Genomic DNA, 25,732 nt, shown 5'->3' on the forward strand with positions numbered 1-25,732 from the left:
GCGCGGTTGTCAGTGGGCGGGTGCAGGATGGACGCATGGTCAGCTCCGCACACCGAGCGCTCGACGGCTTCTCCCCCGCGACCCGCGGCTGGTTCACGGGGGCCTTCTCCGCGCCCACCGCGGCCCAGGCAGGGGCCTGGGAGGCCATCGGCGCGGGCTCGGACGTGCTGGTCGTGGCCCCCACCGGTTCCGGCAAGACGCTGGCCGCGTTCCTCGCCGCGCTCGACCAGCTGGCCTCGACCCCACCGCCGGCGGACCCGCGCAAGCGCTGCCGGGTGCTGTACGTGTCGCCGCTCAAGGCGCTGGCGGTCGACGTGGAGCGCAATCTGCGCAGTCCGCTGACCGGCATCCGGCAGGAGTCGGTGCGGCTCGGGCTGCCGGAGCCGGAGGTGAAGGTCGGGATCCGTTCCGGAGACACCCCGCCCGCCGAGCGCCGCGCGCTGGCCACGCGCCCGCCGGACATCCTCATCACCACCCCCGAGTCGCTGTTCCTGATGCTGACCTCGGCCACCCGTGACGCGCTGACCGGCGTCGAGACGGTGATCCTGGACGAGGTGCACGCGGTCGCGGGCACCAAGCGCGGCGCGCATCTCGCGCTCACCCTGGAGCGGCTCGACGAACTGCTCCCGAAGCCCGCCCGGCGCATCGGCCTCTCCGCGACGGTGCGTCCCGTGGACGAGGTGGCGCGCTATCTCTCGCCGCGCCGCAAGGTGGAGATCGTCCAGCCGCCGTCCGGCAAGGAGTTCGACCTCTCCGTGGTCGTCCCGGTGGAGGACCTGGGCGAACTGGGCGGGTCACCGGCCGCCGACGGCAAGGAGGGCGCGGAGAAGCCCTCCATCTGGCCTCACGTGGAGGAGCGGATCGCCGACCTCGTCCAGTCCCACCGCTCGACGATCGTGTTCGCCAACTCGCGCCGCCTGGCCGAGCGGCTGTGCAACCGGCTCAACGAGATCGCGTACGAGAGGGCGACCGGCGCACCCCTGGAGGAGGCGCACGCGCCGGCCGAGCTGATGGGCGGTTCGGGCGCGGCCCAGGGGGCGCCCGCGGTGATCGCCCGCGCCCACCACGGTTCGGTCTCCAAGGAGCAGCGGGCCCAGGTCGAGGAGGACCTGAAGGCCGGCCGGCTTCCTGCCGTGGTCGCCACCTCCAGCCTCGAACTCGGCATCGACATGGGCGCGGTCGACCTCGTGGTCCAGGTGGAGTCGCCGCCGTCCGTGGCCTCGGGGCTCCAGCGCGTGGGCCGCGCGGGCCACCAGGTGGGCGCGGTCTCCACCGGTGTCGTCTTCCCGAAGTACCGGGGTGACCTGGTGCAGGCCGCCGTGGTCACCGAACGGATGCGGACCGGCTCCATCGAGTCCCTGCGGGTCCCCGCCAATCCGCTGGACGTGCTGGCGCAGCAGCTCGTCGCCATGACGGCGCTCGACACGTGGCAGGTCGACGACCTGCTCACCACGGTCCGCCGGGCGGCCCCCTTCGCCTCGCTCCCGGAGTCGGCGTTCACCGCCGTGCTCGACATGCTCGCGGGACGCTATCCCTCCGACGCGTTCGCCGAGCTGAGGCCCCGCGTGGTGTGGGACCGGGTGGCGGGCACGGTGACCGGCCGCCCCGGCGCGCAGCGGCTCGCCGTCACCTCCGGGGGCACCATCCCCGACCGCGGACTCTTCGGGGTGTTCCTCGCGGGAGCCGACCCCAAGAAGGGCGGCGGCCGGGTCGGCGAGCTCGACGAGGAGATGGTGTACGAGTCCCGGGTGGGCGATGTCTTCACCCTCGGCACCAGCTCCTGGCGCATCGAGGACATCACCAGGGACCGGGTGCTGGTCTCCCCGGCGCCCGGCGTCCCTGGCCGGCTGCCCTTCTGGAAGGGCGACCAGCTCGGGCGGCCGCTGGAACTGGGGCGCGCGGTGGGCGCGTTCCTCCGCGAGGTCGGATCGCTCCCCGAGGGCGACGCCCGGCTGCGGCTGCTGGCGGCGGGCCTGGACGCCTGGGCCGCCGACAACGTCATCGCCTACCTCACCGAACAGCGCGAGGCGTGCGGGCACATCCCGGACGACCGCACGATCGTCGTCGAACGCTTCCGTGACGAGCTGGGCGACTGGCGCGTGGTCGTGCACTCCCCCTTCGGTGCCCAGGTCCACGCTCCCTGGGCCCTCGCGCTGAGTGCCAAGCTCTCCGAGCGCTACGGCATGGACGCGCAGGTCATGCACGCGGACGACGGCATCGTGCTGCGGTTGCCCGACGCCGATCTGATGAGCCTGGACCTGCTCGACCAGGCGCCCTCGAAGGCCGGCGCGGAGTGGGACGCGGAGCGGGCCCCGGTCGGAGCGGCGGACGTCGCCTTCGACAAGGGCGAGGTGAACCAGATCGTCACGGACCAGGTCGGCAGTTCGGCCCTGTTCGCCGCCCGCTTCCGCGAATGCGCCGCCCGCGCCCTGCTCCTGCCGCGCCGCAGCCCCGGCAAGCGCACCCCGCTGTGGCAGCAGCGGCAGCGTGCGGCGCAGCTGCTCCAGGTGGCCAGTGAGTTCGGTTCGTTCCCGATCGTCCTGGAGGCGGTGCGCGAATGCCTCCAGGACGTCTTCGACGTGCCGGGACTCACCGAGCTGATGGGCGACATCGAGTCCCGCAAGGTGCGGCTGGTCGAGGTCACCACCCCCGAGCCCTCCCCCTTCGCCCGCTCCCTGCTCTTCGGCTACGTCGCCCAGTTCCTGTACGAGGGGGACTCGCCGCTCGCCGAGCGGCGGGCCGCCGCGCTGTCGCTGGACTCGCGGCTGCTGGCCGAGCTGCTGGGCCAGGCCGAACTGCGTGAGCTCCTGGACGCCGACGTCCTGGCCGAGCTGGAGCGCGAGCTCCAGTGGCTCACCGAGGACCGGCGCATCAAGGACGTGGAGGGCGTCGCCGACCTGCTGCGTCTGCTGGGGCCGCTCACGGAGGCCGAGCTGGCCGAGCGGGGCGCCGAGCCGGGGTGGGCGACGGAGCTGGCCGCCGCGCGCCGCGCCATCAGGGTCCGGGTCGCCGGAGCGGACCACTGGGCGGCGATCGAGGACGCGGGCCGGCTGCGTGACGCGCTGGGCACGGCGCTGCCCGTCGGCGTCCCGGAGGCCTTCACCGAACCGGTCAAGGATCCGCTCGGCGATCTCCTCGCCCGGTACGCGCGCACCCACGGGCCGTTCACCTCGGCGACCGCCGCCGCCCGCTTCGGACTCGGCACGGCCGTCACCGACGGCGCGCTGCATCGCCTCGCCGCAGGCGGCCGGGTCGTCCAGGGCGAGTTCCATCCGGCGGGCATCGGCCAGGAGTGGTGCGACGCGACGGTGCTGCGGCGCCTCCGCCGTCGTTCGCTCGCGGCGCTGCGCCATGAGCTGGAGCCGGTCCCGCCCGCCGCGCTCGCCCAGTTCCTGCCGCAGTGGCAGCACGTGGGCAGCGGGCACGGTCTGCGCGGCGCCGACGGACTCGTGCGTGCCGTCGAGCAGTTGCAGGGCGCGTCCGTTCCGGCGTCCGCGCTGGAGAAGCTCGTGCTGCCGTCCCGGGTCGCCGGTTACACCCCCGCTCTGCTGGACGAGCTCACGGCGGCGGGCGAGGTCGTGTGGGCCGGGGCGGGTTCCCTGCCGGGCAAGGACGGCTGGGTGTCGTTGTACCTCGCGGACACCGCGCCCCTGCTCCTTCCGGCTGCGCACCCCCTGGAGCCGACGGCGCTGCACCAGTCGGTCCTCGACGCGCTCTCGGGGGGCTACGGCCTGTTCTTCCGCCAGATCGCCGACCAGGTCCGTGCCACCACGCACCCCGAAGCGACCGATCCGCAGCTCGCCGACGCCATCTGGGAACTGGCCTGGTCCGGGCGTCTGACGAACGACACGCTCGCGCCGATGCGCTCCCTCCTGGGCTCGGGCCGCACCGCGGGGTCCACGGCCCACCGCGCCAAGCGTTCGGTGCCCCGCGGGCGCTACGGCTCCCTGACGGGAGGGGCCCGCCCCCAGTCGCGTACGGGTCCGCCCACCGTGGCGGGCCGCTGGTCGCTGCTGCCCGAGCGCGAACCCGACGCGACGGTCCGCGCCCACGCCCTGGCCCGGGCGCTGCTCGACCGGCACGGAGTGGTGACCAGGGGTGCCGTAGCGGCGGAGGGCGTCGAGGGCGGTTTCTCCGCGGTGTACCGCATCCTGTCGGCGTTCGAGGACAGCGGCCAGGCACGGCGGGGCTATGTCGTCGAGGGGCTCGGCGCGGCCCAGTTCGCGATGGACGGCGCGGTGGACCGGCTCCGTGCGGTGGCGAACGCGCGTGACCGGGGCGCGGCCCTCGTCGAGCCGGTCCTTCCCGACAACTCCCCCGCCGCCCACGGCTTCCCGGACAGCGCCGCGTTCCCGCGTTCCGGTTCGGGCCACGGCGGCAAGGGGTACGACGGCGACGCCTTCACGGACAGGACCGACCTCGGCGACGGCGGTCCCGAATCCTGGAACGACCTCACCGCCGGCCTCGACCCCGCCTCCCCCTTCGACGCCGATGCCCCATACGGCCCCGGCTCTCGCTTCGACACCGATTCCCCGCAAGGTCCCGATTCCGCCCACGGCCCCGGCTCCGCCCACGGCCACGGCCCCGGCTCAGCCCTGGACTTCGATCCCGGCGACGACCACACCTTCTCCGCCGACTCCGCCCTCCCGGCCGGGTCCCCCCATCCGGACGGGCGCCACCCCGGCGCGCCTCACGGCGGGAACGCCCCGTCCCACCGCGGCGGCTCGCGGTACCCGGCGAACGGTGCGGGTTTCCCGGGCGCCGGCCCCCGGTCCCGTACGAGCTCCCCGGCTGTCGTGCTGGCCGCCGCCGACCCCGCGAACGCCTATGGCGCGGCCCTTCCCTGGCCCGAGTCCCCGACCGAGGCCGGCCACAAGCCGGGCCGCAAGGCGGGTTCCCTGGTCGTCCTGGTCGACGGTGAACTGGTTCTCTACATGGAGCGCGGCGGCAAGACCCTGCTGGCCTGGCCGGCCGACCCCGACGGCCCGGTCTCGCAGGACACCCGTCTCGGCAGCGCGGCGGAGGCACTGGCCGCGGCGGCGCGCGCGGGCTCGCTCGGCACCGTCACCGTCGAGCGCGTCAACGGCGCCTCCGCCCTCACCTCGCCCCTCGGCACCCTCCTGGAAGGAGCCGGCTTCATCGCCACCCCGCGCGGACTCCGCCTTCGCGCCTGACCGACCGCCCCCACCCGTGCCACCCTGGAGCCATGCCCGAAGGAGACACCGTCAAGCAGACCGCGAAGCGCCTGCACACGGCCCTCGCGGGCAAGGTCCTGACCCGTTCCGACCTGCGGGTGCCGCGGTACGCCACGGCCGACCTCACCGGTCGTTCCGTCCTGGACGTCACCGCGCGCGGCAAGCACCTCCTCACCCGGGTCGAGGGCGGTCTGACCCTGCACTCGCATCTGCGGATGGACGGCGCCTGGAGGGTGTACGAGAGCGGGCGGCGCTGGAGCGGAGGCCCCGCGCACCAGATCCGGGCCGTGCTCGGCACCGAGGACCGGACGGCGGTCGGCTACCGCCTGCCGGTGCTGGAACTGCTCCGCACCGCCGACGAGGCCGGCGCGGTCGGCCATCTCGGCCCCGACCTCCTGGGCCCCGACTGGCATCCGGCCAAGGCCCTGGAGAACCTCCTCCGCGACCCCGGGCGCGCCCTCGGCGAGGCCCTGCTGGACCAGCGCAATCTCGCGGGCATCGGGAACGTGTACAAGAGCGAGCTGTGCTTCCTGCTCGGGGTCACGCCCTGGCTCCCCGTCGGCGCGCTGCCCGCCGACCGGGCCCGGCAACTGCCGTTCCTCGCCAAGAAGCTGCTGGAGTACAACCGGGACCGTCCGGTCCGTGTCACCACCGGGCATCCCCGGCAGAACCTGTTCGTGTACGGGCGCGCCCCACGCCCGTGTCTGCGCTGCGGGACGCCGGTCCGCTCGGGGAACCAGGGCGACGGATCCCGTCAACGGCCCACGTACTGGTGCCCCCGGTGCCAGGCGGGCCCCGCCCCGGGCCAGGACGCCGGCCGGTACCCCGTCGCGGTGCGCCCACGCACCGGACGGGAGCAGTCCCGCCCGAACGATTGACGACCCGTCAGATTTCTTCGTACCGTCGGTTCATGGGCCTCCCCGCGTACGACCTCACCGGACGCACCGCCTTCGTCACCGGCGCGGGCAGCGGCATCGGCCGCGCGACGGCGGCTCTGCTGGCGGAGGCGGGCGCCACCGTGCACTGCGCGGACATCGACGAACAGGGCGCGCACGAGACGGCGACGCTGATCAAGGACCAGGGCGGCACCGCCCTCGGCCATCGCGTCGACGTCACCGACCGGGACGCGCTGCGGCAGGCCGTCGCCTCATGCGGCCCGCTCCACGTGATGGCGGCGATCGCCGGGATCATGCACAGCAGCACCGTCCTGGAGACCCTGGACGAGGACCTGGACCGGGTGCTGAGCGTCAACTTCAAGGGGGTCCTGTACGCCTGCCAGGAGGCCGCCCGCTCCATGATCGCCAACGGGGTCCGGGGCAGCGTCGTCACCATGGCGTCCGGCGCCATCGACTCGGGCGGTCCCGGACTGCTCTGCTACAGCGCGGCCAAGGCGGCCGTCGTCCAGCTGACGAAGACACTGGCGACCGAGGCCGGCCCGCACGGCATCCGCGTCAACGCCGTGGCGCCGGGCTGGATCCGCACTCCCATGACCGACCGCCACGGGGAGCGGCAGGCTCACACCGAGGCGTTCATGGCGCGCCTGTCGCCGCTGGGCCGCGTCGGGGAACCCGAGGACATCGCCCACGCCGTGCTGTACCTGGCCTCGGACGCCTCCGCGTTCACCACCGGCCAGATCCTCCGCCCCAACGGCGGCGTCGCCATGCCCTGGTGACACCCCCGCCACCACCGTTCCCGCGCCCGCGCCCGGCCCAGCCACCGCGCGCGCCACCACGCCCGGCCGAGTCCGCGATTCCGCCACCGCGCCCGAATCCGTCCCCGTCCCCACGCCCCGTCTCGCCCCCGCGCCGCCTCGCTCGTCCGCCGCTCCGCCACCTGCCCGCCCCCACGGCACCGGCCGCCCTGGACTTCGGCACGCAGTGGACCGGCAGCAGGCTGAGCCCCCACCCGCCCGCGGCGACCGTTCCCTCCAGCACCCCGGCGCCGGGCACCAGCACGAGCCGGAGCACGCTGAACCACCACAGCGCACCGAACACCACGCACGCCCCCCGGCGCACTATTCGCCCTGCCATGGCACCCTCCTCCGGCGCGGCACCGGGCCGCCGATCTCACGCGCGAGCGGGCCACCCCTGATGGAGGGGCCTTTCCACCATGGGGGCCGCGCGGGATACCGGCAAACGGGCCCCGAGGGGCCGCGGGGAACGCGAAAGCCCCGGCCCGGTTCCGCCGGGTCTCCCCGGGGAAGCCCTGGCCGGGGCTTCGGTGGTACGTGTACCGGCTCGGTGAACGAGAGCCGGTGAGCGTCAGGCGGCGACGACGTCGACCGCTTCGGCAGGCGCCTTGATCGTGACTCGTTCCGGTGGCACACCGGTCACCGATACGGAATTGAGCATCGGGCGACGCACCGGTGCGGGCACCGGTTCGGTGGCCGCAGCCGACTGTGCCAGCTCGGCGAGGGCGAGCTCGTCGCTCACTTCCCGCATGAGCTCGGACATCCGTACGTCCAGCGCGTCGCAGATCGCGGAGAGCAGTTCGGAGGACGCCTCCTTCTGCCCCCGCTCCACCTCGGAGAGATAGCCGAGTGAGACTCGGGCGGACGAGGAGACTTCGCGCAGAGTACGGCCCTGGCGCTGGCGCTGCCGACGCAGCACGTCACCCAGCAGGCGACGGAGCAGAATCATCGGTGGCTCCCTCCTCGGACCGCGTAGCCGCATCCTTCACGCCCCACCGTACCGCCTTGCGCCGCGGCCGTGCGGGGAGCGATGTCGTGTTCACTCAGGGCTGCAAACATCAAAACCCCCCGTTCTGTTCCGTATCCTGTGCCCGCTCATTCCCGGTCTGTTCGCCCGCGAGCTCCCGAAAGAGCAGTGCGAGCACGCTGCGTACACTCTCCATACGGATTTCCGCCCGGTCGCCGTTCAACCGCAGGGACGCCACTTTCCCGCCAGGGAGGGTGCCGGCAGGGGCTTCGAGGGGCCCGTCGACGGCCACGAAGACCGTACCGACCGGCTGCCCGTCCTGAGGATCGGGACCCGCCACGCCGGTGGTCGCGATCCCCCAGTCGGCGCCGAGCGCCGCACGGACTCCCGCGGCCATCTGCGCCGCGACCTGCGCGTCCACCGCCCCGCGCTGAGCCAGAAGAGTGACGTCGACACCGAGCAGTTCGTGCTTCAGTTCGGTGGCGTACGCGGTCACGGAGCCCCGGAACACCTTCGAGGCGCCCGGAACCGCGGTGATCTCCGCGGCCACCAGGCCACCGGTGAGCGACTCGGCGACGGCGAGCGTCTCGCCCTTCACTGTGAGTAGTCGCACCACTTCGGTGGCCGTGGGAGTCACCGCTCGGCCTCCGCGGCGGCGGCCCGGCGCTCGGCGATTCCGCGCCGGCGCAGCACAATGGCCTGTCTCACATAGTCGATCCCGGTGACCACGGTCAGCACGACCGCGACGGCCATCACCCAGAACCTCAGGGTGGCCAGCGCCCCGGTCAGCGGCAGGATGTACATGCCGACCGCCGTGCCCTGGGCCAGCGTCTTCAGCTTGCCGCCGCGGCTCGCCGGGATGACTCCGTAGCGGATCACGACGAAGCGCAGCAGCGTGACGCCGAGCTCACGCCCGAGGATCACGAAGGTGACCCACCAGGGCAGATCGCCGAGCCCCGACAGACAGACAAGCGCCGCCCCCATGATCGCCTTGTCGGCGATGGGGTCGGCGATCTTCCCGAAGTCCGTGACGAGGTTGTACGTCCGCGCCAGATGACCGTCGAAGATGTCGGTGATCATGGCGACGGCAAAGGCGGCCCAGGCCCACGCACGCATGGCCGGGTCGTATCCGCCGTCGGCCAGCATCAGCGCCACGAAGCCCGGCACGAGGACGAGCCGGATCATGGTCAGGATGTTGGCGATGTTCCACAGGCTCGCCTGGTTGACGGCCGCGGCGCCCAGTTTCCCGCCACGCGGTGTCTTCGGGCTTCCCGGAGCGCCGGACGTGTCGTCCGGGGCATCGGATGCGCCGGGGGCGCCCGTCGCGCCTTTGGCGCCGGGGGAGCCGCCCGCCGCGGATGCCGGGGCTCCGGTCATCTGGCCGCCTCCTCAGCGCTCGGGAGCGAGCCCGGAAGCGGCTCGGCCACCAGGTCGACACCTTCCGTGCCGACCACCTTGGCCTCGACGATACGGCCCACGGTCAGACCCTCGCCGCTCGTGAAGAGCACCTGGCCGTCCGTCTCCGGCGCCTGGTGCTCGGCGCGGCCGTACGCGCCGTCCTCGTCGTCGATGCCCTCGACCAGCACCCGGACGGTCTCGCCGACGCGCTCCTCGGCGCGCTGGGCGACCAGTTCCTCGGCGAGTCGCGAGACGCGCGCGAGGCGCTCGGCGACGACGTCCTCGTCCAGCTTGTTCTCGTAGGTCGCGGCTTCGGTGCCTTCCTCGTCCGAGTAGCCGAAGACGCCGATCGCGTCGAGGCGGGCGCCGGTGAGGAAGCGCTCCAGCTCCGCGAGGTCGGCCTCGGTCTCGCCGGGGAAGCCCACGATGAAGTTGGAGCGGACGCCGGCCTGCGGGGCCTTGGCCCGGATGGTGTCGAGCAGTTCCAGGAACCGGTCGGTGTCCCCGAAGCGGCGCATCGAGCGCAGCACGTCGGGCGCGGAGTGCTGGAAGGACAGGTCGAAGTACGGGGCGACGTTCGGCGTCGAGGTCAGGACGTCGATGAGTCCGGGGCGCATCTCGGCGGGCTGGAGGTAGCTGACCCGCACGCGCTCGATGCCGTCGATCTCGGCGAGCTCGGGGAGCATCGTCTCCAGGAGACGGATGTCACCCAGGTCCTTGCCGTACGAGGTGTTGTTCTCGGAGACGAGCATCACCTCCTTGACGCCCTGCTCGGCGAGCCAGCGGGTCTCGTTCAGGACGTCGCTGGGGCGGCGCGAGATGAACGAGCCGCGGAAGGAGGGGATGGCGCAGAAGGTGCAGCGGCGGTCGCAGCCGGAGGCGAGCTTCACCGAGGCGACCGGGGAGCCGTCCAGGCGGCGGCGCAGGGGCGCGCGGGGGCCGGAGACCGGGGCGACGCCCTCGGGGAGGTCGGTGGGGGCGCCGTGGCCGGGCAGGGCCACTTCCTCGCCGGCGCTCTGCCGCTCGGCCGGGCTGATCGGCAGCAGCTTGCGCCGGTCGCGCGGGGTGTGGGAGGCGTGGATGCCGCCGTTCAGGATGGTCTGGAGGCGGTCGGAGATGTCGGCGTAGTCGTCGAAGCCGAGGACTCCGTCGGCCTCGGGAAGGGCCTCGGCGAGTTCCTTGCCGTACCGCTCGGCCATGCAGCCCACGGCCACCACGGCCTGTGTTCTGCCGTGCCCCTTGAGGTCATTGGCTTCGAGGAGGGCGTCGACGGAGTCCTTCTTGGCGGCTTCGACGAAGCCGCAGGTGTTGACGACGGCGACGTCCGCTTGCTCGGCGTCCTCCACGAGTTGCCAGCCGTCCGCCTCCAAGCGGCCTGCGAGCTCCTCCGAGTCCACCTCGTTACGGGCGCAGCCAAGGGTGACGAGTGCGACGGTACGGCGTTCAGGCATGGGCTCAAGACTACTTTGTCTGGCCGACAGCCCACGTCGACGGGGTTGGCCGATCTTGGCCGACCCCGTCGACGGTGTGCTACAGGGACCCCTAGCCGACCTGCGGGTCGCCCTTGGTGTACGTCAGACGCTCCACCGCGCCCGGCTTGAACTGATCCTCGATCTTCTTGCCGTTGACGAACAGCTGGATGGCTCCGGCGTCGCCGAGGATGAGGTTGATCTTGGAGCTGTCCTGGAAGGTCTTGGACTCGCCCTGCTTCAGCAGCCCGTCGAAGAGCATCCGCCCGTTGTGGTCCTTGGCGGAGATCCAGCTGCGTCCGTCCGCGGCGCTGACCTGGACGGTCACCTTGTCCTGCGGGGCGGCCGCGATGGCGCTGTCGGACGGCTCGGGCTTGGGGTCGGCGGGCTTGGTGGCGGACGCGGACGGCCCGGGGGCCTTCTTGGTGATCGGCGTGGACCCCTCGGCGACCTGGGTCTTCGAGTCGTCGCCGTTCCCGTTGCCCTTGACCATGGTGAACCCGACGAAGCCGATCACCGCGACGATCGCGGCGACCATGGCGGCCGTCCAGTTCGGTCCGCGGCGCTCGGGGCGGATGCGTTCCGCCTCGAAGAGCGGGGCGGCGGGCGTCGGCGCGGGACGTCCGCCGTGCTCGGCGTCGTACTGCGTGAGCAGCGGGGCCGGATCGAGACGGACGGCGCGGGCCAGGGTCCGGATGTGCCCGCGCGCGTAGACGTCGCCACCACAGGGGGCGAAGTCGTTCTGTTCGATGGCGTGGATGATCGTGATACGGACGCGGGTGGCGTTGCTGACGTCGTCGACGGTCAGACGGGCCTCGATGCGTGCCTTCTGAAGGGCACGGCCGATCGAGGGCCGGTCGGCCGCAAGGTCGTCTTCGAACGGACGCTCGTCTTCGGGGGAGTTGCCGTCAGGTGAGTTGACGATGGACACGGGGGCGCCTTTCGAGCGTGTAGCCACCTGTGCTGGAAGTACAGTTTAGGGGGGGTACGAAAGGGTGGGGCAACCGGGCGGTGGGACTTTGTACGCCATCAGAATGGCCGGTCATCCTGATATAGGGACATGGTGGCGTCCCTTCGCTCAACTTGACGTGCGACAAGGCGAAACGGTTGCTCACCGACTCCTTACGGGTGAGTCACGTTCATGCATCAGCCGGGTTCGGAATATGACGTTCCGCCATCCGCCCGACAGCGCGGCCGCTCCCCGAGCGACCGCCGCGCACCCACCCTGCCGTCACCGGCCGTACCGTCCCCCCTCGCCGAGGGGCTCTAAGCCTCTGCTTCCCCGCGCATCACGGCCAACACCCCGTCCAGCTCGTCGGCCTTCACCAGGACGTCACGCGCCTTGGAACCCTCGCTCGGCCCCACGATCCCGCGCGACTCCATGAGGTCCATGAGCCGGCCGGCCTTGGCGAAGCCGACGCGCAGCTTGCGCTGGAGCATCGAGGTGGACCCGAACTGCGTGGAGACGACGAGTTCGGCGGCCGCGCACAGCAGGTCGAGGTCGTCACCGATGTCCTCGTCGATCTCCTTCTTCTGCTTGGTCTCCACGGTGACGTCGTCCCTGAAGACGGGCGCCATCTGATCCTTGCAGTGCCGGACGATCGCCGCGACTTCGTCCTCGGTGACGAAGGCTCCCTGCATGCGCGTGGGCTTGTTGGCCCCCATCGGCAGGAAGAGCCCGTCGCCCTTGCCGATGAGCTTCTCGGCACCGGGCTGGTCGAGGATGACCCGCGAGTCCGCGAGGGAGGAGGTGGCGAACGCTAGCCGGGAGGGCACGTTCGCCTTGATCAGACCCGTGACGACGTCCACGGAGGGCCGCTGCGTGGCGAGCACCAGATGGATGCCGGCCGCGCGCGCGAGCTGGGTGATGCGCACGATGGAGTCCTCGACGTCGCGCGGCGCGACCATCATCAGGTCGGCGAGCTCGTCGACGATCACCAGGAGGTACGGGTACGGGCTGAGCTCGCGCTCGCTGCCCTCGGGCAGCTTGACCTTGCCGTTCCTGATGGCCTCGTTGAAGTCGTCGATGTGCCGGAACCCGAACGCCGCGAGGTCGTCGTAGCGCAGGTCCATCTCCCGTACGACCCACTGGAGCGCCTCGGCGGCCCGCTTCGGGTTGGTGATGATCGGTGTGATCAGGTGCGGGATGCCCTCGTACGCGGTCAGCTCGACGCGCTTGGGGTCCACGAGGACCATCCGCACGTCCTCGGGGGTCGCCCGGACCATGACCGAGGTGATCAGGCAGTTGATGCAGGACGACTTGCCGGAACCGGTGGCTCCGGCGACCAGGACGTGCGGCATCTTCGCCAGGTTGGCCATCACGTAGCCGCCCTCGACGTCCTTGCCGAGCGCGACCAGCATCGGATGGTCGTCCTCCGCCGCGTCCGCGAGCCGCAGCACGTCACCGAGGTTGACCATCTCGCGGTCGGTGTTGGGGATCTCGATGCCGACCGCGGACTTGCCGGGGATCGGGCTGATGATCCGCACGTCGGGGCTGGCGACCGCGTACGCGATGTTCTTGGTCAGCGCGGTGATCCGCTCGACCTTCACGGCGGGCCCGAGCGTGACCTCGTAGCGCGTGACCGTCGGTCCGCGGGTGAAGCCCGTGACGTCGGCGTCCACCTTGAACTCGGCGAAGACCTGGCGCAGCGAGTCGACGACCGCGTCGTTGGCGGCGCTGCGCGTCTTGCCGGGTCCGCCGCGCTCCAGGAGGTCCAGTGAGGGCAGCGAGTAGGTGATGTCCCCGGAGAGCTGCAGCTGCTCCGCGCGCGGGGGCAGTTCGCGCGGGGCGTCGGGGGCCGCCTTCGTCAGGTCGGGCACGACGGACTCGACCGGCAGGCTCTCCTGCTTGGGCCGCTTGGCGCCGGGGACCACCTTGGCGCGGGCGGCCGGCACCGGCGTGGTCTCCTCGTACCCGTCGCGCTCCACGCTGACGCCGTGCGTCAGATCGGCGACCAGCGGCGACGGCGGCATCCCGTGCAGCACGGCGCCGTCCAGGGCCGCCGCGGCGGCCGCGGCGACGTCCACGGCGTCCATCGGCCGGTTCATGTCGGGCTGCTGCGCGCCGGGCCGCCTGGGGCGGCCCCTGCGCCGGGTGAGCGCCTCCTGCTCGGCGTCCTCGGGGTCGTAGGCCCCGGGGGCGCGCGAGCGTCCGCCGGGGCGCGGGGCCATGCCCTCGCGCCACTGGTCGTCGTAGCGCTCGTCGTCCTCGCCGAGCGCGTCCTCGTCGAAGTCGTCCTGGACGATGCCGAGTTTCCGGCCGAGCAGCCGCAGCCGCTGCGGGATCGCGTTGACCGGGGTCGCCGTGACCACCAGCAGTCCGAAGATCGTGAGCAGCACGAGGAGCGGTACGGCCAGGACGTCACCCATGGTGTACGTCAGCGGGGTGGAGGCCCCCCAGCCGATGAGTCCGCCGGCGTCCCTTATCGCCTGCATGCCGTCGCTGCGCGCGGGCGATCCGCAGGCGATGTGCACCTGCCCGAGCACCCCGATCACGAGCGCCGACAGACCGATCACGATCCGGCCGTTGGCCTCGGGCTGCTCGGGGTGCCGGATGAGGCGCGCCGCGATCACGGCGAGGAGTATCGGGACGAGGAGGTCGAGGCGGCCGAAGGCGCCGGTGACCAGCATCTCGACGAGGTCGCCGACGGGACCGCGCAGATTGGACCAGGTGCCCGCCGCGACGATCAGGCCGAGACCGATCAGCAGGAGCGCGAGCCCGTCCTTGCGGTGCGCCGGGTCGAGCCCCTTGGCGCCGCGCCCTATCCCGCGGAAGGTGGCTCCGACGGCATGCGCGATGCCCAGCCACAGGGCGCGTACGAGTCGGTACACGCCCGCGGTCGGGTTGGGCGCCGGCGCGGGGACGGGCTTCTTCGCGGGGGCCCTCTTGGCGGGCGCCTTGGCGGCGGCTGCCTTCTTGACGGGGGCCTTTTTCGCGGGGGCCTTCTTCGCCGGAGCCTTCGTCGGAGCGGCCGCCTTCTTCGCGGGCGGCTTCTTGGCTGCGGACTGACGTGAGGCCATGTGTGTGAGGTTACCGGTGGAGACGACAGCGACACGTGTGCCTCCCCCAAGTTCTCGACATCGCTCGAACAGGGGGAATCCCGGCTTCATCCGATCGTGTCAGCCTTGCCGGGAACGGAACTGACGCTTCCTCAAGACCGCGCGGGGTCCTCGGAACGCTTCCTCGCGGGCTTCAGCCCTGGGACGGCACCGAGGGCGCGCCGCTCCCCGTGCCCGGCTCCAGGGCGTCCAGCGCCCTGCGAAGTCCGGTGAGTTTGCGCTCCAGATGGGCTGCGGTCGCCACGGCCGCCGCGTCCGCGGAGTCGTCGTCGAGCTGCTTGGACAGCGCCTCGGCCTGCTCCTCGACGGCGGCGAGCCGCGCGGAGAGTTCGGCGAGGAGTCCGGCGGGCTCCTTGGCCTCGCCGAGCGCCGCCTTGCCGCCGCCCTCCAGCTGGAGCCGCAACAGGGCCGCCTGCTCCCGGAGCTGGCAGTTCTTCATGTAGAGCTCGACGAAGACCGAGACCTTCGCGCGCAGCACCCACGGGTCGAAGGGCTTGGAGATGTAGTCCACCGCGCCGGCCGCGTACCCCCGGAAGGTGTGGTGCGGGCCGTGGTTGATGGCGGTCAGGAAGATGATCGGGATGTCCCGGGTCCGCTCCCGCCGCTTGATGTGCGCGGCGGTCTCGAATCCGTCCATGCCCGGCATCTGGACGTCCAGCAGAATGACCGCGAAGTCGTCCGTGAGCAGCGCTTTGAGCGCTTCCTCCCCGGACGATGCCCGTACCAGTGTCTGATCGAGCGCGGAGAGGATCGCCTCCAGCGCCAACAGATTCTCCGGCCGGTCATCGACCAGGAGGATCTTGGCCTTCTGTACCATGGCCCGCCCTCCTCGCCCCGGCATGGGGCCTCCCCTGTCCGCAGGACTTGGGGAAGCGCCGGGCGCCGCCCCAGGGGACGACTCCCTTGCGCCGTCCGTCCTTGTGCCGGTCATGCTAGCCGCACCCCGCCCGTCGCCACACCCTGTCACCGTGATGTCACTGTGCACGTAGCAGAAACGCGGCAGGGGACCAGAAGGTTCCCCGTATCCCGGGCTTCTACACGGCTTCGGGCACAGTCAGTCATCCGCACCGGGGCCGCCCGGAGCGGCCGTGCCGCACGGTGCACCGCCGCGCGGCACACCGTGACGGCCCGCGTCACTCCCCCGAGTGTGTCACCCCTGACGCATCCACTGCGCCATCACCGACAGCAGGTGATCGGGATCGACCGGCTTGGTCACGTAGTCGGAGGCACCCGACTCGATCGCCTTCTCCCGGTCGCCCTTCATCGCCTTCGCCGTGAGCGCGATGATCGGCAGCCCCGCGAACTGCGGCATCCGCCGGATCGCCGTGGTCGTGGCGTAGCCGTCCATCTCGGGCATCATGATGTCCATCAGAACGACCGTCACATCGTCGTGCTGCTCCAGGACCTCGATGCCCTCGCGGCCGTTCTCCGCGTACAGCACCGACAGCCCGTGCTGCTCCAGGACGCTGGTCAGCGCGAAGACGTTGCGGATGTCGTCGTCGACGATCAGGACCTTCTCGCCCTCGAAGCGGATGCCCCGGCCGTTCTGCGCCCCGTCCTGCTGTCCTGCGGCCGCCCACGGCTCCTGGGCAGCGCCCGCGCCTCCGTCCTGCTGCCCGGCCGCGTCCGCGCGCTGCTCGGCCGTGGGCAGGGCCCTGCGGCGCCTCCTGAACAGCGCGGCGGGCCCGTTCTGGGCGTCCTGGTACGACTTCACCTCGGCCGGCATCCCGGTGCTGCGCAGTTCGGCCTCGGAGGCCAGCAGCTCCCCGGCCTCCATCGCCGGCGCCAACTGCCCGTACCCCTGCGGCGGCAGTTCGCTCGGGTGCAGCGGCAGGTACAGGGTGAAGGTGGAGCCGCGTCCCGGCTCGCTCTGGGCGTAGATCTCGCCGCCCAGCAGCCGAGCGATCTCCCGCGAGATGGACAGGCCCAGACCCGTACCGCCGTACTTGCGGCTCGTCGTGCCGTCCGCCTGCTTGAACGCCTCGAAGATCACCCGCATCTTGCTCGCGGCGATCCCGATCCCGGTGTCGGTCACGGAGAACGCGATCAGATCACCGTCCGCGTCCCGCAGCGACCCCGACTCCAGCAGCTGTTCCCTGATAGCCACCGGCACATCCGCCCCGGCCGGCCTGATCACCAGCTCGACCGCGCCCGAGTCGGTGAACTTCACCGCGTTGGAGAGCAGGTTGCGCAGCACCTGGAGCAGCCGCTGCTCGTCGGTGTGCAGCGTGGCGGGCAGTTCGGGCGAGACCCGTACGGAGAAGTCGAGCCCCTTCTCCGCGGTCAGCGGACGGAAGGTCGCCTCCACGTAGTCGACGAGCTGGACGAGCGCGATGCGGGTCGGCGACACGTCCATCTTGCCCGCCTCGACCTTCGACAGGTCGAGGATGTCGTTGATCAGCTGGAGCAGGTCGGAGCCCGCGCCGTGGATCGTCTCGGCGAACTCGACCTGCTTCGGCGTGAGGTTGGTGTCCGCGTTGTCGGCGAGCAGCTTGGCCAGGATCAGCAGCGAGTTGAGCGGGGTGCGCAGCTCGTGCGACATGTTCGCCAGGAACTCGCTCTTGTAGCGCATGGAGACCGCGAGCTGCTCGGCGCGCTCCTCCAGGACCTGCCGCGCCTCCTCGATCTCGGTGTTCTTGACCTCGATGTCGCGGTTCTGCTGGGCCAGCAGCTCGGCCTTGTCCTCCAGCTCCGCGTTGGAGTCCTGGAGCGCCTTCTGCCGGTTCTCCAACTCCGCGGAACGTTCCCTCAGTTGCTCGGTGAGCTCCTGCGACTGCCGCAGCAGCACCTCCGTCTTGGTGTTGACCGAGATGGTGTTGACGCTCGTCGCGATCATCTCCGCGATCTGGTTCAGGAAGTCCTTCTGGATCTGCGTGAACGGCGTGAACGACGCCAGCTCGATGACCCCGAGGACGGTCCCCTCGAAGAGCACCGGGAGCACGATGACCTGCGCCGGAGGCGCCTCGCCGAGCCCGGAGGAGATCTTCAGGTAGCCGCTCGGCGCGTTCTCCACCAGGATCGTGCGCTTCTCCTGCGCGGCCGTCCCGATCAGCGCCTCACCGGGCCGGAACGACGTCGGCATGGAGCCCATCGAGTAGCCGTACGACCCGAGCATGCGCAGCTCGTACGCCTCGGCGTCCTCGGTGCCCGCGTCCTTGCCGTCGACCAGCGGCATCGAGAGGAAGAACGCGCCGTGCTGCGCCGAGACGACCGGCGTCAGCTCGCTCATGATCAGCGAGGCCACGTCGTCCAGATCGCGCCGGCCCTGCATCAGGGCGGAGATCCGGGCGAGGTTGCCCTTCAGCCAGTCCTGCTCCTTGTTCGCGATCGTGGTGTCGCGCAGGTTGGCGATCATCTTGTTGATGTAGTCCTGGAGTTCCTGGATCTCGCCGGACGCGTCCACGTCGATCTTCAGGTTCAGGTCGCCGCGGGTCACCGCGGTCGCCACGCGCGCGATGGCACGCACCTGACGGGTCAGGTTCCCTGCCATCTCGTTCACCGACTCGGTCAGGTCGCGCCAGGTCCCGTCGACGTCCCGGACCCGCGCCTGACCGCCCAACTGCCCTTCCGTGCCCACCTCGCGGGCCACCCGGGTGACCTCCTCGGCGAAGGACGACAGCTGGTCGACCATCGTGTTGATGGTGGTCTTGAGCTCCAGGATCTCGCCGCGCGCGTCGATGTCGATCTTCTTGGTGAGATCGCCCTTGGCGATGGCCGTGGTGACCATCGCGATGTTGCGCACCTGGCCGGTCAGGTTGGAGGCCATCCCGTTCACCGACTCGGTGAGGTCCTTCCACGTGCCCGCGACTCCCGGGACGTGCGCCTGACCGCCGAGGATGCCGTCCGTACCCACCTCGCGGGCCACCTTGGTGACCTGCTCGGCGAACGAACTCAGCGTCTTCACCATGGTGTTGAAGGTGTCGGCGAGCTGCGCGACCTCGCCGCTCGCCTTGATCGTCACCGTCCGGGTCAGGTCGCCGTTGGCGACGGCCGCCGCCACCTGCGAGATGTTCCGCACCTGCATGGTCAGGTTGTAGGCCATCAGGTTGACGTTGTCGCTCAGGTCCTTCCAGATGCCCGTGACCCCGGGCACCCGCGCCTGACCGCCCAACTGGCCCTCGGTTCCCACCTCGCGGGCCACCCGGGTCACCTGCTCGGCGAACGACGACAGCTGGTCCACCATCGTGTTGACAGTGGTGACCAGTTCGAGGATCTCGCCCTTGGCGTCGACGGTGATCTTCTTCGACAGGTCACCCATGGCCACCGCGGTCGTGACCTCGGCGATGTTGCGCACCTGGATGGTCAGGTTGTTGGCCATGAAGTTCACCGACTGGGTGAGGTCCTTCCAGGTGCCGGAGACACCCTGCACCTCGGCCTGCCCGCCGAGGATGCCCTCCGTACCCACCTCGCGGGCCACCCGCGTCACCTGCTCGGCGAACGACGACAGCTGGTCCACCATCGTGTTGAGGGTGTTCTTCAGCTCCAGGATCTCGCCGCGCGCGTCCACGTCGATCTTCTGCGACAGGTCACCGCGGGCCACCGCGGTCGCGACCTGGGCGATGTTGCGCACCTGGGCGGTGAGGTTGCCGGCCATGCCGTTCACCGAGTCGGTCAGGTCGCGCCACACACCGGCGACGCCGGGCACCTGCGCCTGCCCGCCGAGGCGGCCCTCCGTACCCACGTCACGGGCCACGCGGGTCACCTGGTCGGCGAACGCGGAGAGCTGGTCGACCATCGTGTTGATGGTGTTCTTCAGCTCCAGGATCTCGCCGCGCGCGTCCACGTCGATCTTCTGCGACAGGTCGCCCCGGGCCACCGCGGTGGTCACCTGCGCGATCTGCCGCACCTGCGACGTCAGGTTCCCCGCCATGAAGTTGACGGAGTCCGTGAGTTCCTTCCAGGTGCCGGACACCCCGTCCACCCGGGCCTGTCCGCCGAGGCGGCCCTCCGTACCCACGTCACGGGCCATCCGCGTCACCTGGTCGGCGAAGCTCGACAGCTGGTCCACCATGGTGTTCACGGTGACCTTCAGTTCCAGCATCTCGCCGGCGACCTCGACGGTGACCTTCTGCGACAGATCACCGTTGGCGACCGCCGTCGTCACCTGGGCGATGTTGCGCACCTGGCCGGTCAGGTTCTGGAACGCCGTGTTGACGGAGTCGGTGAGGTCCTTCCACGTTCCGGCCACACCCGGAACCTGGGCCTGGCCGCCCAGTTCACCCTCGACACCGACCTCGCGCGCCACCCGCGTGACCTCGACACCGAACGACGACAGCTGGTCGACCATCGTGTTGACGGTGTTCTTCAGCTCCAGCATCTCGCCGGCGACCTGGACACTGACCTTCTGCGACAGATCGCCGTTGGCCACGGCGGTCGTCACGGCCGCGATGTCACGCACCTGCGTGGTGAGGTTCCGGAAGACCGTGTTGACGGAGTCCGTGAGGTCCTTCCACGTACCCGCCGCCCCCGGCACGTTCGCCTGACCGCCGAGCCTGCCCTCGCCGCCGACCTCGTTGGCGACCCGGGTGACCTCGTCGGCGAACGTCCGCAGCGTCTCGGTCATCTGGTTGATCGTCTCGGCGAGCTGCGCGACCTCGCCGCGCGCCGAGACGGTCACCTTCTGCGAGAGGTCACCGCTCGCGACCGCCGTCGTCACCTGCGCGATCCCGCGCACCTGGGCCGTCAGGTTGCCGGCCATGAGGTTCACCGAATCGGTGAGGTCCTTCCACACCCCCGCCACACCGGGCACCTGGGCCTGCCCGCCCAGCTCACCCTCCGTACCCACCTCGCGCGCGACGCGTGTCACCTCGGAGGAGAACGAGGACAGCTGGTCCACCATCGTGTTGACGGTGTTCTTCAGCTCCAGCATCTCGCCCGCCACATGGACGGTCACCTTGCGCGACAGGTCGCCCTTGGCGACCGCCGTCGTCACGAGAGCGATGTCACGCACCTGAGCGGTGAGCCGGTACGCCATCGTGTTGACCGAGTCCGTGAGGTCCTTCCACGAACCGGACATCCCGCGGACCCGGGCCTGCCCGCCCAGCTTGCCCTCGGTCCCCACCTCGCTGGCGACCCGGCTCACCTCGTCGGTGAACGTCGACAGCTGGTCCACCAGGTTGTTGACCGTCCGGCCCACCCGCAGGAACTCACCGCGCAGCGGATGCCCGTTCCCGTCCGCCGCCTGCGCCCGCAGGTCCATCCGCGGCGACAGATCGCCCTCCGCGACGGCGGACAGCACCCGGCCGACCTCGGACACGGGCCGTACGAGATCGTCCACCAGCGCGTTCGACGCGTCGATCGCGGCCGCCCAGGCCCCCTCGCCGGCGCCCGCCTCCAGCCGCTCCGTGAGTTTGCCCTCACGCCCCACCACACGCCGCACCCGCGACAGCTCACCCGTCAGGTGCATGTTGCGGTCCGCGACCTCGTTGAAGACGGCGGAGATCTCGGACATCACGCCGTCACCGGAAACAGTGAGCCGCTTGCGGAAGTTGCCGTCCCTCATCGACACCAGGGCCGCCAGCAGCCGGTTCAGGGCCGCCGTGTCCACCTCGGTGGTACCGGTGCGCGGTGTGCGCCCGCTCTTCAGGGACTGTCCGCCTTTCGCGCGCGTCCTACCGCCCCGCGTCGCTGCGCCAGACTCCACTGTGTCCCTCCCGCAAGGGTCGACCGATACTGCTCGGCGTACTCGGGTACTTCTTCTCGTGGTGCACGGGAGGCATCCGACCTGCCCGGACCTACTACCTGGAGCCTGCCCAGTGTTTCACCCCGGCCGAACCAGGCCATAACAGTTCGGCAGCTTCGCACATCGTCCGCACACACACGGGACAGTCCTCCAGCCCTGGCCGGAGGCAATCACACGCACCTGTCCGAACGGAAACACCGCACTCTTCAAGACGGAAACACCCGTGACCGGCATCCGCGGGCGCCGCGAAGGTAAGTAACCTTGCAAGCGGCTGTCCAGCCGTGCCGGTCCCGTCCGGCCTGGGCGGTGGCACGAGCACGAGCGGGCAGGCATCGGAGGGGCACCGCACCATGACCACCGGACTGCATCCTGGAGGGACACCCCAGGATCCCCGGCCGACAGGGCACCACGCTCTGCCCGCACAGGAGCGCGTGGGCCAGGGAGCCCCGCACGCCGACGACCGGACAAGGAGTTCTGTGATCACCGCGCGCGCGGCCGCCAGTTTCGAACCCGTGGGACGCTCCGTCGCGACCGCCCGCTCGTTCGTCCGGGACACGCTCCAGGGCTGGGGCTTCGCCGACATCGTCGACGACGCCGTCGTCCTGACCAGCGAGCTGGTCACCAATGCCGTCGTGCACGCGGGCACCTCCGCCGACGTTCTGTGTCTGCGCAGCGACGACGGCGTACGCATCGAGGTGGCGGACCACTACCCCGAACGCGAGATCCCACTCCAGGCGACGGCCGTCAACATGGGCAGCCCCGACCGCGAGGGCGGCCGCGGCCTCCAGCTCTGCGCGGCCCTCGCCCGCCGCTGGGGCGTCGAGTACACCCCCACCAAGAAGCAGGTCTGGTTCCAGCTCGACCTCCCCGAGCGCGCGGTCGGCACCCGTGCCGCCGGCCCCTCGCTGCCCGCCGACCTCCTCCCCCTGGCCGACGGCCGCGTCCGCGTCGCGGTCATCCAGATCGACCGCACCGGCGCCATCAACGCCTGGAACGAGGACGCCGAGGAACTCTTCGGCTACGCGGCCGAGCAGGTCACCGGCAAACCGCTCACCGACCTGGCGGCCTGGCCGCACACCCCCGGCACCGGCACCGGCATCGTCGAGGCCCTCCAGCTCTCGCGCTGGGAGGGCAGTTACGGCGTCCGCTGCGCCGACGGCCGCGTCACCCCGGTCTACGCCTCGCACCTGCGCGTCCGCGACACCGGCGGCGAGCCCTCCACCGTCTGCCTCCTGGTCCGCGACCACGAACGCGCCGTCCTCCAGACCCCGTTGCGCGGACCCGCCTCCGACTCCGGCTCCCACGCGGAGGGCCAGACCACCGACCCGTTCGAGGTCTTCATCGGATCGCCGGCCCCCGACGACCTCGACGGCCTCCTCCAGCGCACGGTGGAACGGGCCCGCGACATGCTCGACGGCGACTCCGCGTTCCTGCTCCTCGCGACCGACGACGAGACCGAGTTGGAGGTACGCGCCTCCACGGGCCTGCCCTCCGCCCGCCAGCGCTTCGCCCGCGTCCCCGTCGAGGCGGGCCCCGGCCGCTACGGCTCGGCCCGCATGCCCGCCGTCCACGAGGACCTGACGGTCGTCCCCGGCGCCGTACCGCTCCTCGGCGGCACCGGCATGCGCTCGGTCGTCACCGTCCCCCTGAAGGTCGAGGGCCGCCTCACCGGCTCCCTCGGCGTCGCGGCCGAAGCCCCGGGACGCTACTCCAACGAGGAGGCCCTGCGCCTCCAGTTCGCCGCCGACCGCATCGCGCTCGCGGTGGAGTCGGCCCGCCTCGGCGAGCTGGAACGCCTGCGCCGCGGCTCCCTCTCCTTCCTCGTCGAGGCCTCCGACCTGCTCGCCGGCACCCTGGACCGGGACCAGACCCTCGCCCTCATGGCGCAGATGACGGTCCCGACCCTGGCCACCTGGTGCGCCGTGTACACGATCGCCGACCAGGCCTCCGATCCGTACCTCTCTTACGTCCTGCACGAGGACGAGGAACTCATCGACGGTCTCAAGGCGTTGCTCTCGAAGATCGCCCCACCGGACCCCGTGCCCACCCCGGGCGCCCGCGTCTGGGCGGCCCCGGCCGCCGCCGCCCACGACGCCGCGCTGCGCACGTCCATGCGCAGCCTGGGCCTCGGCGGACAGACGTCGGTGAGCTCCGGCATCGGCACGACACTCGCGACGGCCGCGGCGGTCGGCGGAGAGACCGTGGTCCTGCCACTGGTCGCCCGCAACCGCGTCATCGGCATGCTGACCCTCGGCAAGCCGTCGGACGAGCATTTCCGCCAGGAGATCCTGGAGTTGGCCGAGGACCTCTCCCGCAGGGCGGCCCTCGCGCTGGACAACGCCCGCCTGTACTCGGAGCGCACGGCCATCAGCCAGTCACTCCAGCGCAGCCTCCTGCCCCCGGAACTCCCCCAGATCGAGGGCGTCGAGGTCGAGGTCATCTATCGCGCGGCCGGCGAGGGCAACGAGGTCGGCGGTGACTTCTACGACCTCTTCCCGATCCGCGACGGCGCGTACGGCTTCGCCATCGGCGACGTCTGCGGTACGGGCCCGGAGGCGGCGGCGGTCACCGGCCTGGCCCGGCACGCGCTGCGCCTGCTGGCCCGCGAGGGCTACGGCGGTCCCGCCGTCCTGGAGCGGCTGAACTCCGCGATCCTCGACGAGGGCGCCCGCAGCCGCTTCCTGACGCTCCTGTACGGGGAGTTGTGGCCCCAGGAGGACGGCAGCGCCGTCCTGAAGGTCGTCTGCGCCGGCCATCCGCTGCCGCTGCGCCTGCGCCAGGACGGCACGGTCGAGCCGGCCGCCGAACCGCAGCCGCTCCTCGGTGTCATGGAGGACCTGGAGCTGTACGAGCAGAGGGTCACGCTCGATCCGGGCGATGTCCTGCTGTGTGTCACGGACGGCGTCACGGAGCGCCGGGAGGGCACCCGCATGCTCGGCGACGACGGTCTCGCCGATGTCCTCACCACGTGCACGGGGCTGACGGCCGGCGCGGTCGCCGCACGGATCATGCGGGCGGTGGAACGCTTCGCCTCCGACGCCCCGTCGGACGACATGGCGATTCTGGCGATGCGCGTCCCCGGACTCCAGACGGACTGAGGTCCGGCGGTCCGACGCCCCTGGGACGGATGTCCCGGGGGCTCAGGTCTCCTCGACCCGGAATTGCGTGTCAACGCCCCGGGATACGCGAGAAGACTCCCGACATGCGAAAGGCCCCCGCCCACAAGGGCGGAGGCCTTTTCTGTCTGAGCCCCCCAACGGAATCGAACCGTTGACCTTCTCCTTACCATGGAGACGCTCTGCCGACTGAGCTAGGGGGGCCTGTCGCTTTCGAGGTTTCCCTCGCGCCAACAAGAGAGATCATACCCTGAATTGGGCCGTGTTCCCAACCAGTCCGGTGCTGATCAGAAGGCGGGTTGCAGCAGTCCGCCGAGCGCGTTGCACGCGGAGACGATCCGCTGCATCTCGCGCTTCGTCAGCGTCCCGTCCACCGGCAGCGAGAGGGTCTCGTCGGCGGCGCGCTCCGTCTCGGGAAGGTGTACGTCCCTGCGGAACCCGGGGAGGCGGTGCATGGGCGTCTTCACCGGAACCCGGCACTCGACTCCCCTGGCCCGTACGGCCCTTGCGAACGCGTCCCGGTCCGGCCGTCCGTTGCCGGGCACCCGCACGACGTACTGCTGATAGGTGTGTCCGTCGCCGCCGGCCGGTGTGCGTACGCCGCTGAGCCGGCTGTCGAGGTAGGCGGCCCGCTCCCTGCGCTGCGCGATCTCGTCGTACGGGGCCTCGGACTCGCCCTGTTCGAGGACCAGCAGTTCATTCCGCTGTCCCAGCTCGCGCAGCCCCGCCATGTCGGCGGTCCGGCCGAACCGGTGCACGACAACGAGCGCCGCGGTCCGGGGAGTTATGACGGACTCCACGGCCATGGGGGCGAGGCAGTACGTGGCCGGGTCTATGTCGGCGAAGACGACGGTGGCGCCGGCCTCGGTGACGGCGTCGGCGACCTCCACGTTCCCGAAGGCCGGCACGACGACCTCGTCACCGGCTCCGACGCCCGCGGCTCTGAGCATTGCAGCAGTACCCATGGTGCGGATCCTGGTCGCGCAACGTGAACTTGAAGTAAAGCAAAACAAAAAAGAGCTGGTCCCCGAACCGAAGTTCGGGGACCAGCTCTCTAAAATTTGTTCGGCGGCGTCCTACTCTCCCACAGGGTCCCCCCTGCAGTACCATCGGCGCTGTGAGGCTTAGCTTCCGGGTTCGGAATGTAACCGGGCGT

General features: G+C 71.2%; 13 protein-coding genes, 1 tRNA gene, 1 rRNA gene and 1 pseudogene. 4 read left to right on the forward strand and 12 right to left on the reverse strand.

Annotated features, from left to right (window positions below):
- The first annotated feature begins 35 nt into the window (after nucleotides 1-35).
- The 3 genes from ACFWI4_RS32250 to ACFWI4_RS32260 are packed head-to-tail and all read left to right on the forward strand — an operon-like array spanning nucleotide 36 to nucleotide 6,867.
- Nucleotides 36-5,174 (forward strand): ATP-dependent helicase, encoded by a 5,139-nt coding sequence (locus tag ACFWI4_RS32250; RefSeq protein ID WP_387203536.1) that lies wholly within the window; start codon nucleotides 36-38, stop codon nucleotides 5,172-5,174.
- Nucleotides 5,175-5,206: 32 nt separating this feature from the next.
- Complete coding sequence (locus ACFWI4_RS32255; RefSeq protein ID WP_387203538.1) at nucleotides 5,207-6,073, forward strand: Fpg/Nei family DNA glycosylase; 867 nt, start codon at nucleotides 5,207-5,209, stop codon at nucleotides 6,071-6,073.
- 32 nt (nucleotides 6,074-6,105) lie between these two features.
- Nucleotides 6,106-6,867: an SDR family NAD(P)-dependent oxidoreductase gene (locus ACFWI4_RS32260; protein ID WP_387203541.1), complete on the forward strand. Its 762-nt coding sequence runs from the start codon at nucleotides 6,106-6,108 to the stop codon at nucleotides 6,865-6,867.
- Between the two features lie 109 nt (nucleotides 6,868-6,976).
- Here the strand turns inward: ACFWI4_RS32260 and ACFWI4_RS32265 are convergent.
- The 9 genes and pseudogenes from ACFWI4_RS32265 to ACFWI4_RS32305 form a co-directional block, all read right to left on the reverse strand.
- Nucleotides 6,977-7,225, reverse strand: a pseudogene (locus ACFWI4_RS32265) (hypothetical protein); the annotation flags it as partial.
- Nucleotides 7,226-7,456: 231 nt separating this feature from the next.
- Entirely contained in the window at nucleotides 7,457-7,834 is a 378-nt protein-coding gene (locus tag ACFWI4_RS32270) for a helix-turn-helix domain-containing protein (RefSeq protein WP_037620346.1), read from the reverse strand.
- Nucleotides 7,835-7,943: 109 nt separating this feature from the next.
- On the reverse strand, nucleotides 7,944-8,489 hold the full coding sequence (locus ACFWI4_RS32275; protein ID WP_387203544.1) for a CinA family protein: 546 nt from the start codon (nucleotides 8,487-8,489) through the stop codon (nucleotides 7,944-7,946).
- Nucleotides 8,486-9,229 carry a CDP-diacylglycerol--glycerol-3-phosphate 3-phosphatidyltransferase gene (gene pgsA / locus ACFWI4_RS32280; RefSeq protein ID WP_387203547.1) on the reverse strand — a complete coding sequence of 248 codons (744 nt, stop codon included), beginning with the start codon at nucleotides 9,227-9,229 and terminating at the stop codon, nucleotides 8,486-8,488. Before pgsA ends, ACFWI4_RS32275 begins: the two co-directional genes overlap by 4 nt.
- On the reverse strand, nucleotides 9,226-10,701 hold the full coding sequence (gene rimO / locus ACFWI4_RS32285) for a 30S ribosomal protein S12 methylthiotransferase RimO (RefSeq protein ID WP_387203550.1): 1,476 nt from the start codon (nucleotides 10,699-10,701) through the stop codon (nucleotides 9,226-9,228). The genes pgsA and rimO overlap by 4 nt, the downstream gene beginning before the upstream one ends.
- Nucleotides 10,702-10,792: 91 nt before the next feature.
- Nucleotides 10,793-11,650 (reverse strand): helix-turn-helix domain-containing protein, encoded by an 858-nt coding sequence (locus ACFWI4_RS32290; protein WP_387203553.1) that lies wholly within the window; start codon nucleotides 11,648-11,650, stop codon nucleotides 10,793-10,795.
- 335 nt (nucleotides 11,651-11,985) lie between these two features.
- Nucleotides 11,986-14,739, reverse strand: a complete 2,754-nt coding sequence (locus ACFWI4_RS32295) for a DNA translocase FtsK (RefSeq protein ID WP_387203556.1) — start codon at nucleotides 14,737-14,739, stop codon at nucleotides 11,986-11,988.
- A 172-nt stretch (nucleotides 14,740-14,911) separates the two neighbouring features.
- Nucleotides 14,912-15,595 carry a two-component system response regulator gene (locus ACFWI4_RS32300; RefSeq protein WP_151468805.1) on the reverse strand — a complete coding sequence of 228 codons (684 nt, stop codon included), beginning with the start codon at nucleotides 15,593-15,595 and terminating at the stop codon, nucleotides 14,912-14,914.
- Between the two features lie 333 nt (nucleotides 15,596-15,928).
- The gene (locus ACFWI4_RS32305; protein WP_387203559.1) at nucleotides 15,929-21,421 is read right to left on the reverse strand and encodes a HAMP domain-containing protein; all 5,493 of its coding nucleotides are present in this window, start codon (nucleotides 21,419-21,421) and stop codon (nucleotides 15,929-15,931) included.
- A 389-nt stretch (nucleotides 21,422-21,810) separates the two neighbouring features.
- Here ACFWI4_RS32305 and ACFWI4_RS32310 point away from each other — a divergent pair, with 389 nt between their 5' ends.
- A complete protein-coding gene (locus tag ACFWI4_RS32310) occupies nucleotides 21,811-24,558 on the forward strand; it encodes a SpoIIE family protein phosphatase (protein ID WP_385401518.1) in 2,748 nt (915 codons plus the stop codon).
- A gap of 149 nt (nucleotides 24,559-24,707) precedes the next feature.
- On the opposite strand, the gene ACFWI4_RS32315 is transcribed toward ACFWI4_RS32310, so the two are convergent.
- From ACFWI4_RS32315 to rrf, 3 genes are all read right to left on the reverse strand, one after another.
- Nucleotides 24,708-24,780 (reverse strand) — tRNA-Thr (locus ACFWI4_RS32315).
- Nucleotides 24,781-24,863: 83 nt separating this feature from the next.
- Nucleotides 24,864-25,526: a DegT/DnrJ/EryC1/StrS family aminotransferase gene (locus ACFWI4_RS32320; RefSeq protein ID WP_387203570.1), complete on the reverse strand. Its 663-nt coding sequence runs from the start codon at nucleotides 25,524-25,526 to the stop codon at nucleotides 24,864-24,866.
- A 113-nt stretch (nucleotides 25,527-25,639) separates the two neighbouring features.
- Nucleotides 25,640-25,732 (reverse strand): 5S ribosomal RNA (gene rrf / locus ACFWI4_RS32325); the annotation flags it as partial.

The sequence above is a fragment of the Streptomyces sp. NPDC127038 genome, assembly GCF_042725875.1.
Taxonomy (GTDB): Bacteria; Actinomycetota; Actinomycetes; order Streptomycetales; family Streptomycetaceae; genus Streptomyces.

Excerpts from the sequence above, each read along its gene's own strand:
- ACFWI4_RS32250 (WP_387203536.1), top strand. The coding sequence starts at position 36 with ATGGTCAGCTCCGCACACCGAGCGCTCGACGGCTTCTCCCCCGCGACC.
- ACFWI4_RS32255 (WP_387203538.1), top strand. The coding sequence starts at position 5,207 with ATGCCCGAAGGAGACACCGTCAAGCAGACCGCGAAGCGCCTGCACACG.
- ACFWI4_RS32260 (WP_387203541.1), top strand. The coding sequence starts at position 6,106 with ATGGGCCTCCCCGCGTACGACCTCACCGGACGCACCGCCTTCGTCACC.
- ACFWI4_RS32270 (WP_037620346.1), bottom strand. The coding sequence starts at position 7,834 with ATGATTCTGCTCCGTCGCCTGCTGGGTGACGTGCTGCGTCGGCAGCGC.
- pgsA (WP_387203547.1), bottom strand. The coding sequence starts at position 9,229 with ATGACCGGAGCCCCGGCATCCGCGGCGGGCGGCTCCCCCGGCGCCAAA.
- rimO (WP_387203550.1), bottom strand. The coding sequence starts at position 10,701 with ATGCCTGAACGCCGTACCGTCGCACTCGTCACCCTTGGCTGCGCCCGT.
- ACFWI4_RS32295 (WP_387203556.1), bottom strand. The coding sequence starts at position 14,739 with ATGGCCTCACGTCAGTCCGCAGCCAAGAAGCCGCCCGCGAAGAAGGCG.
- ACFWI4_RS32300 (WP_151468805.1), bottom strand. The coding sequence starts at position 15,595 with ATGGTACAGAAGGCCAAGATCCTCCTGGTCGATGACCGGCCGGAGAAT.
- ACFWI4_RS32310 (WP_385401518.1), top strand. The coding sequence starts at position 21,811 with ATGACCACCGGACTGCATCCTGGAGGGACACCCCAGGATCCCCGGCCG.
- ACFWI4_RS32320 (WP_387203570.1), bottom strand. The coding sequence starts at position 25,526 with ATGCTCAGAGCCGCGGGCGTCGGAGCCGGTGACGAGGTCGTCGTGCCG.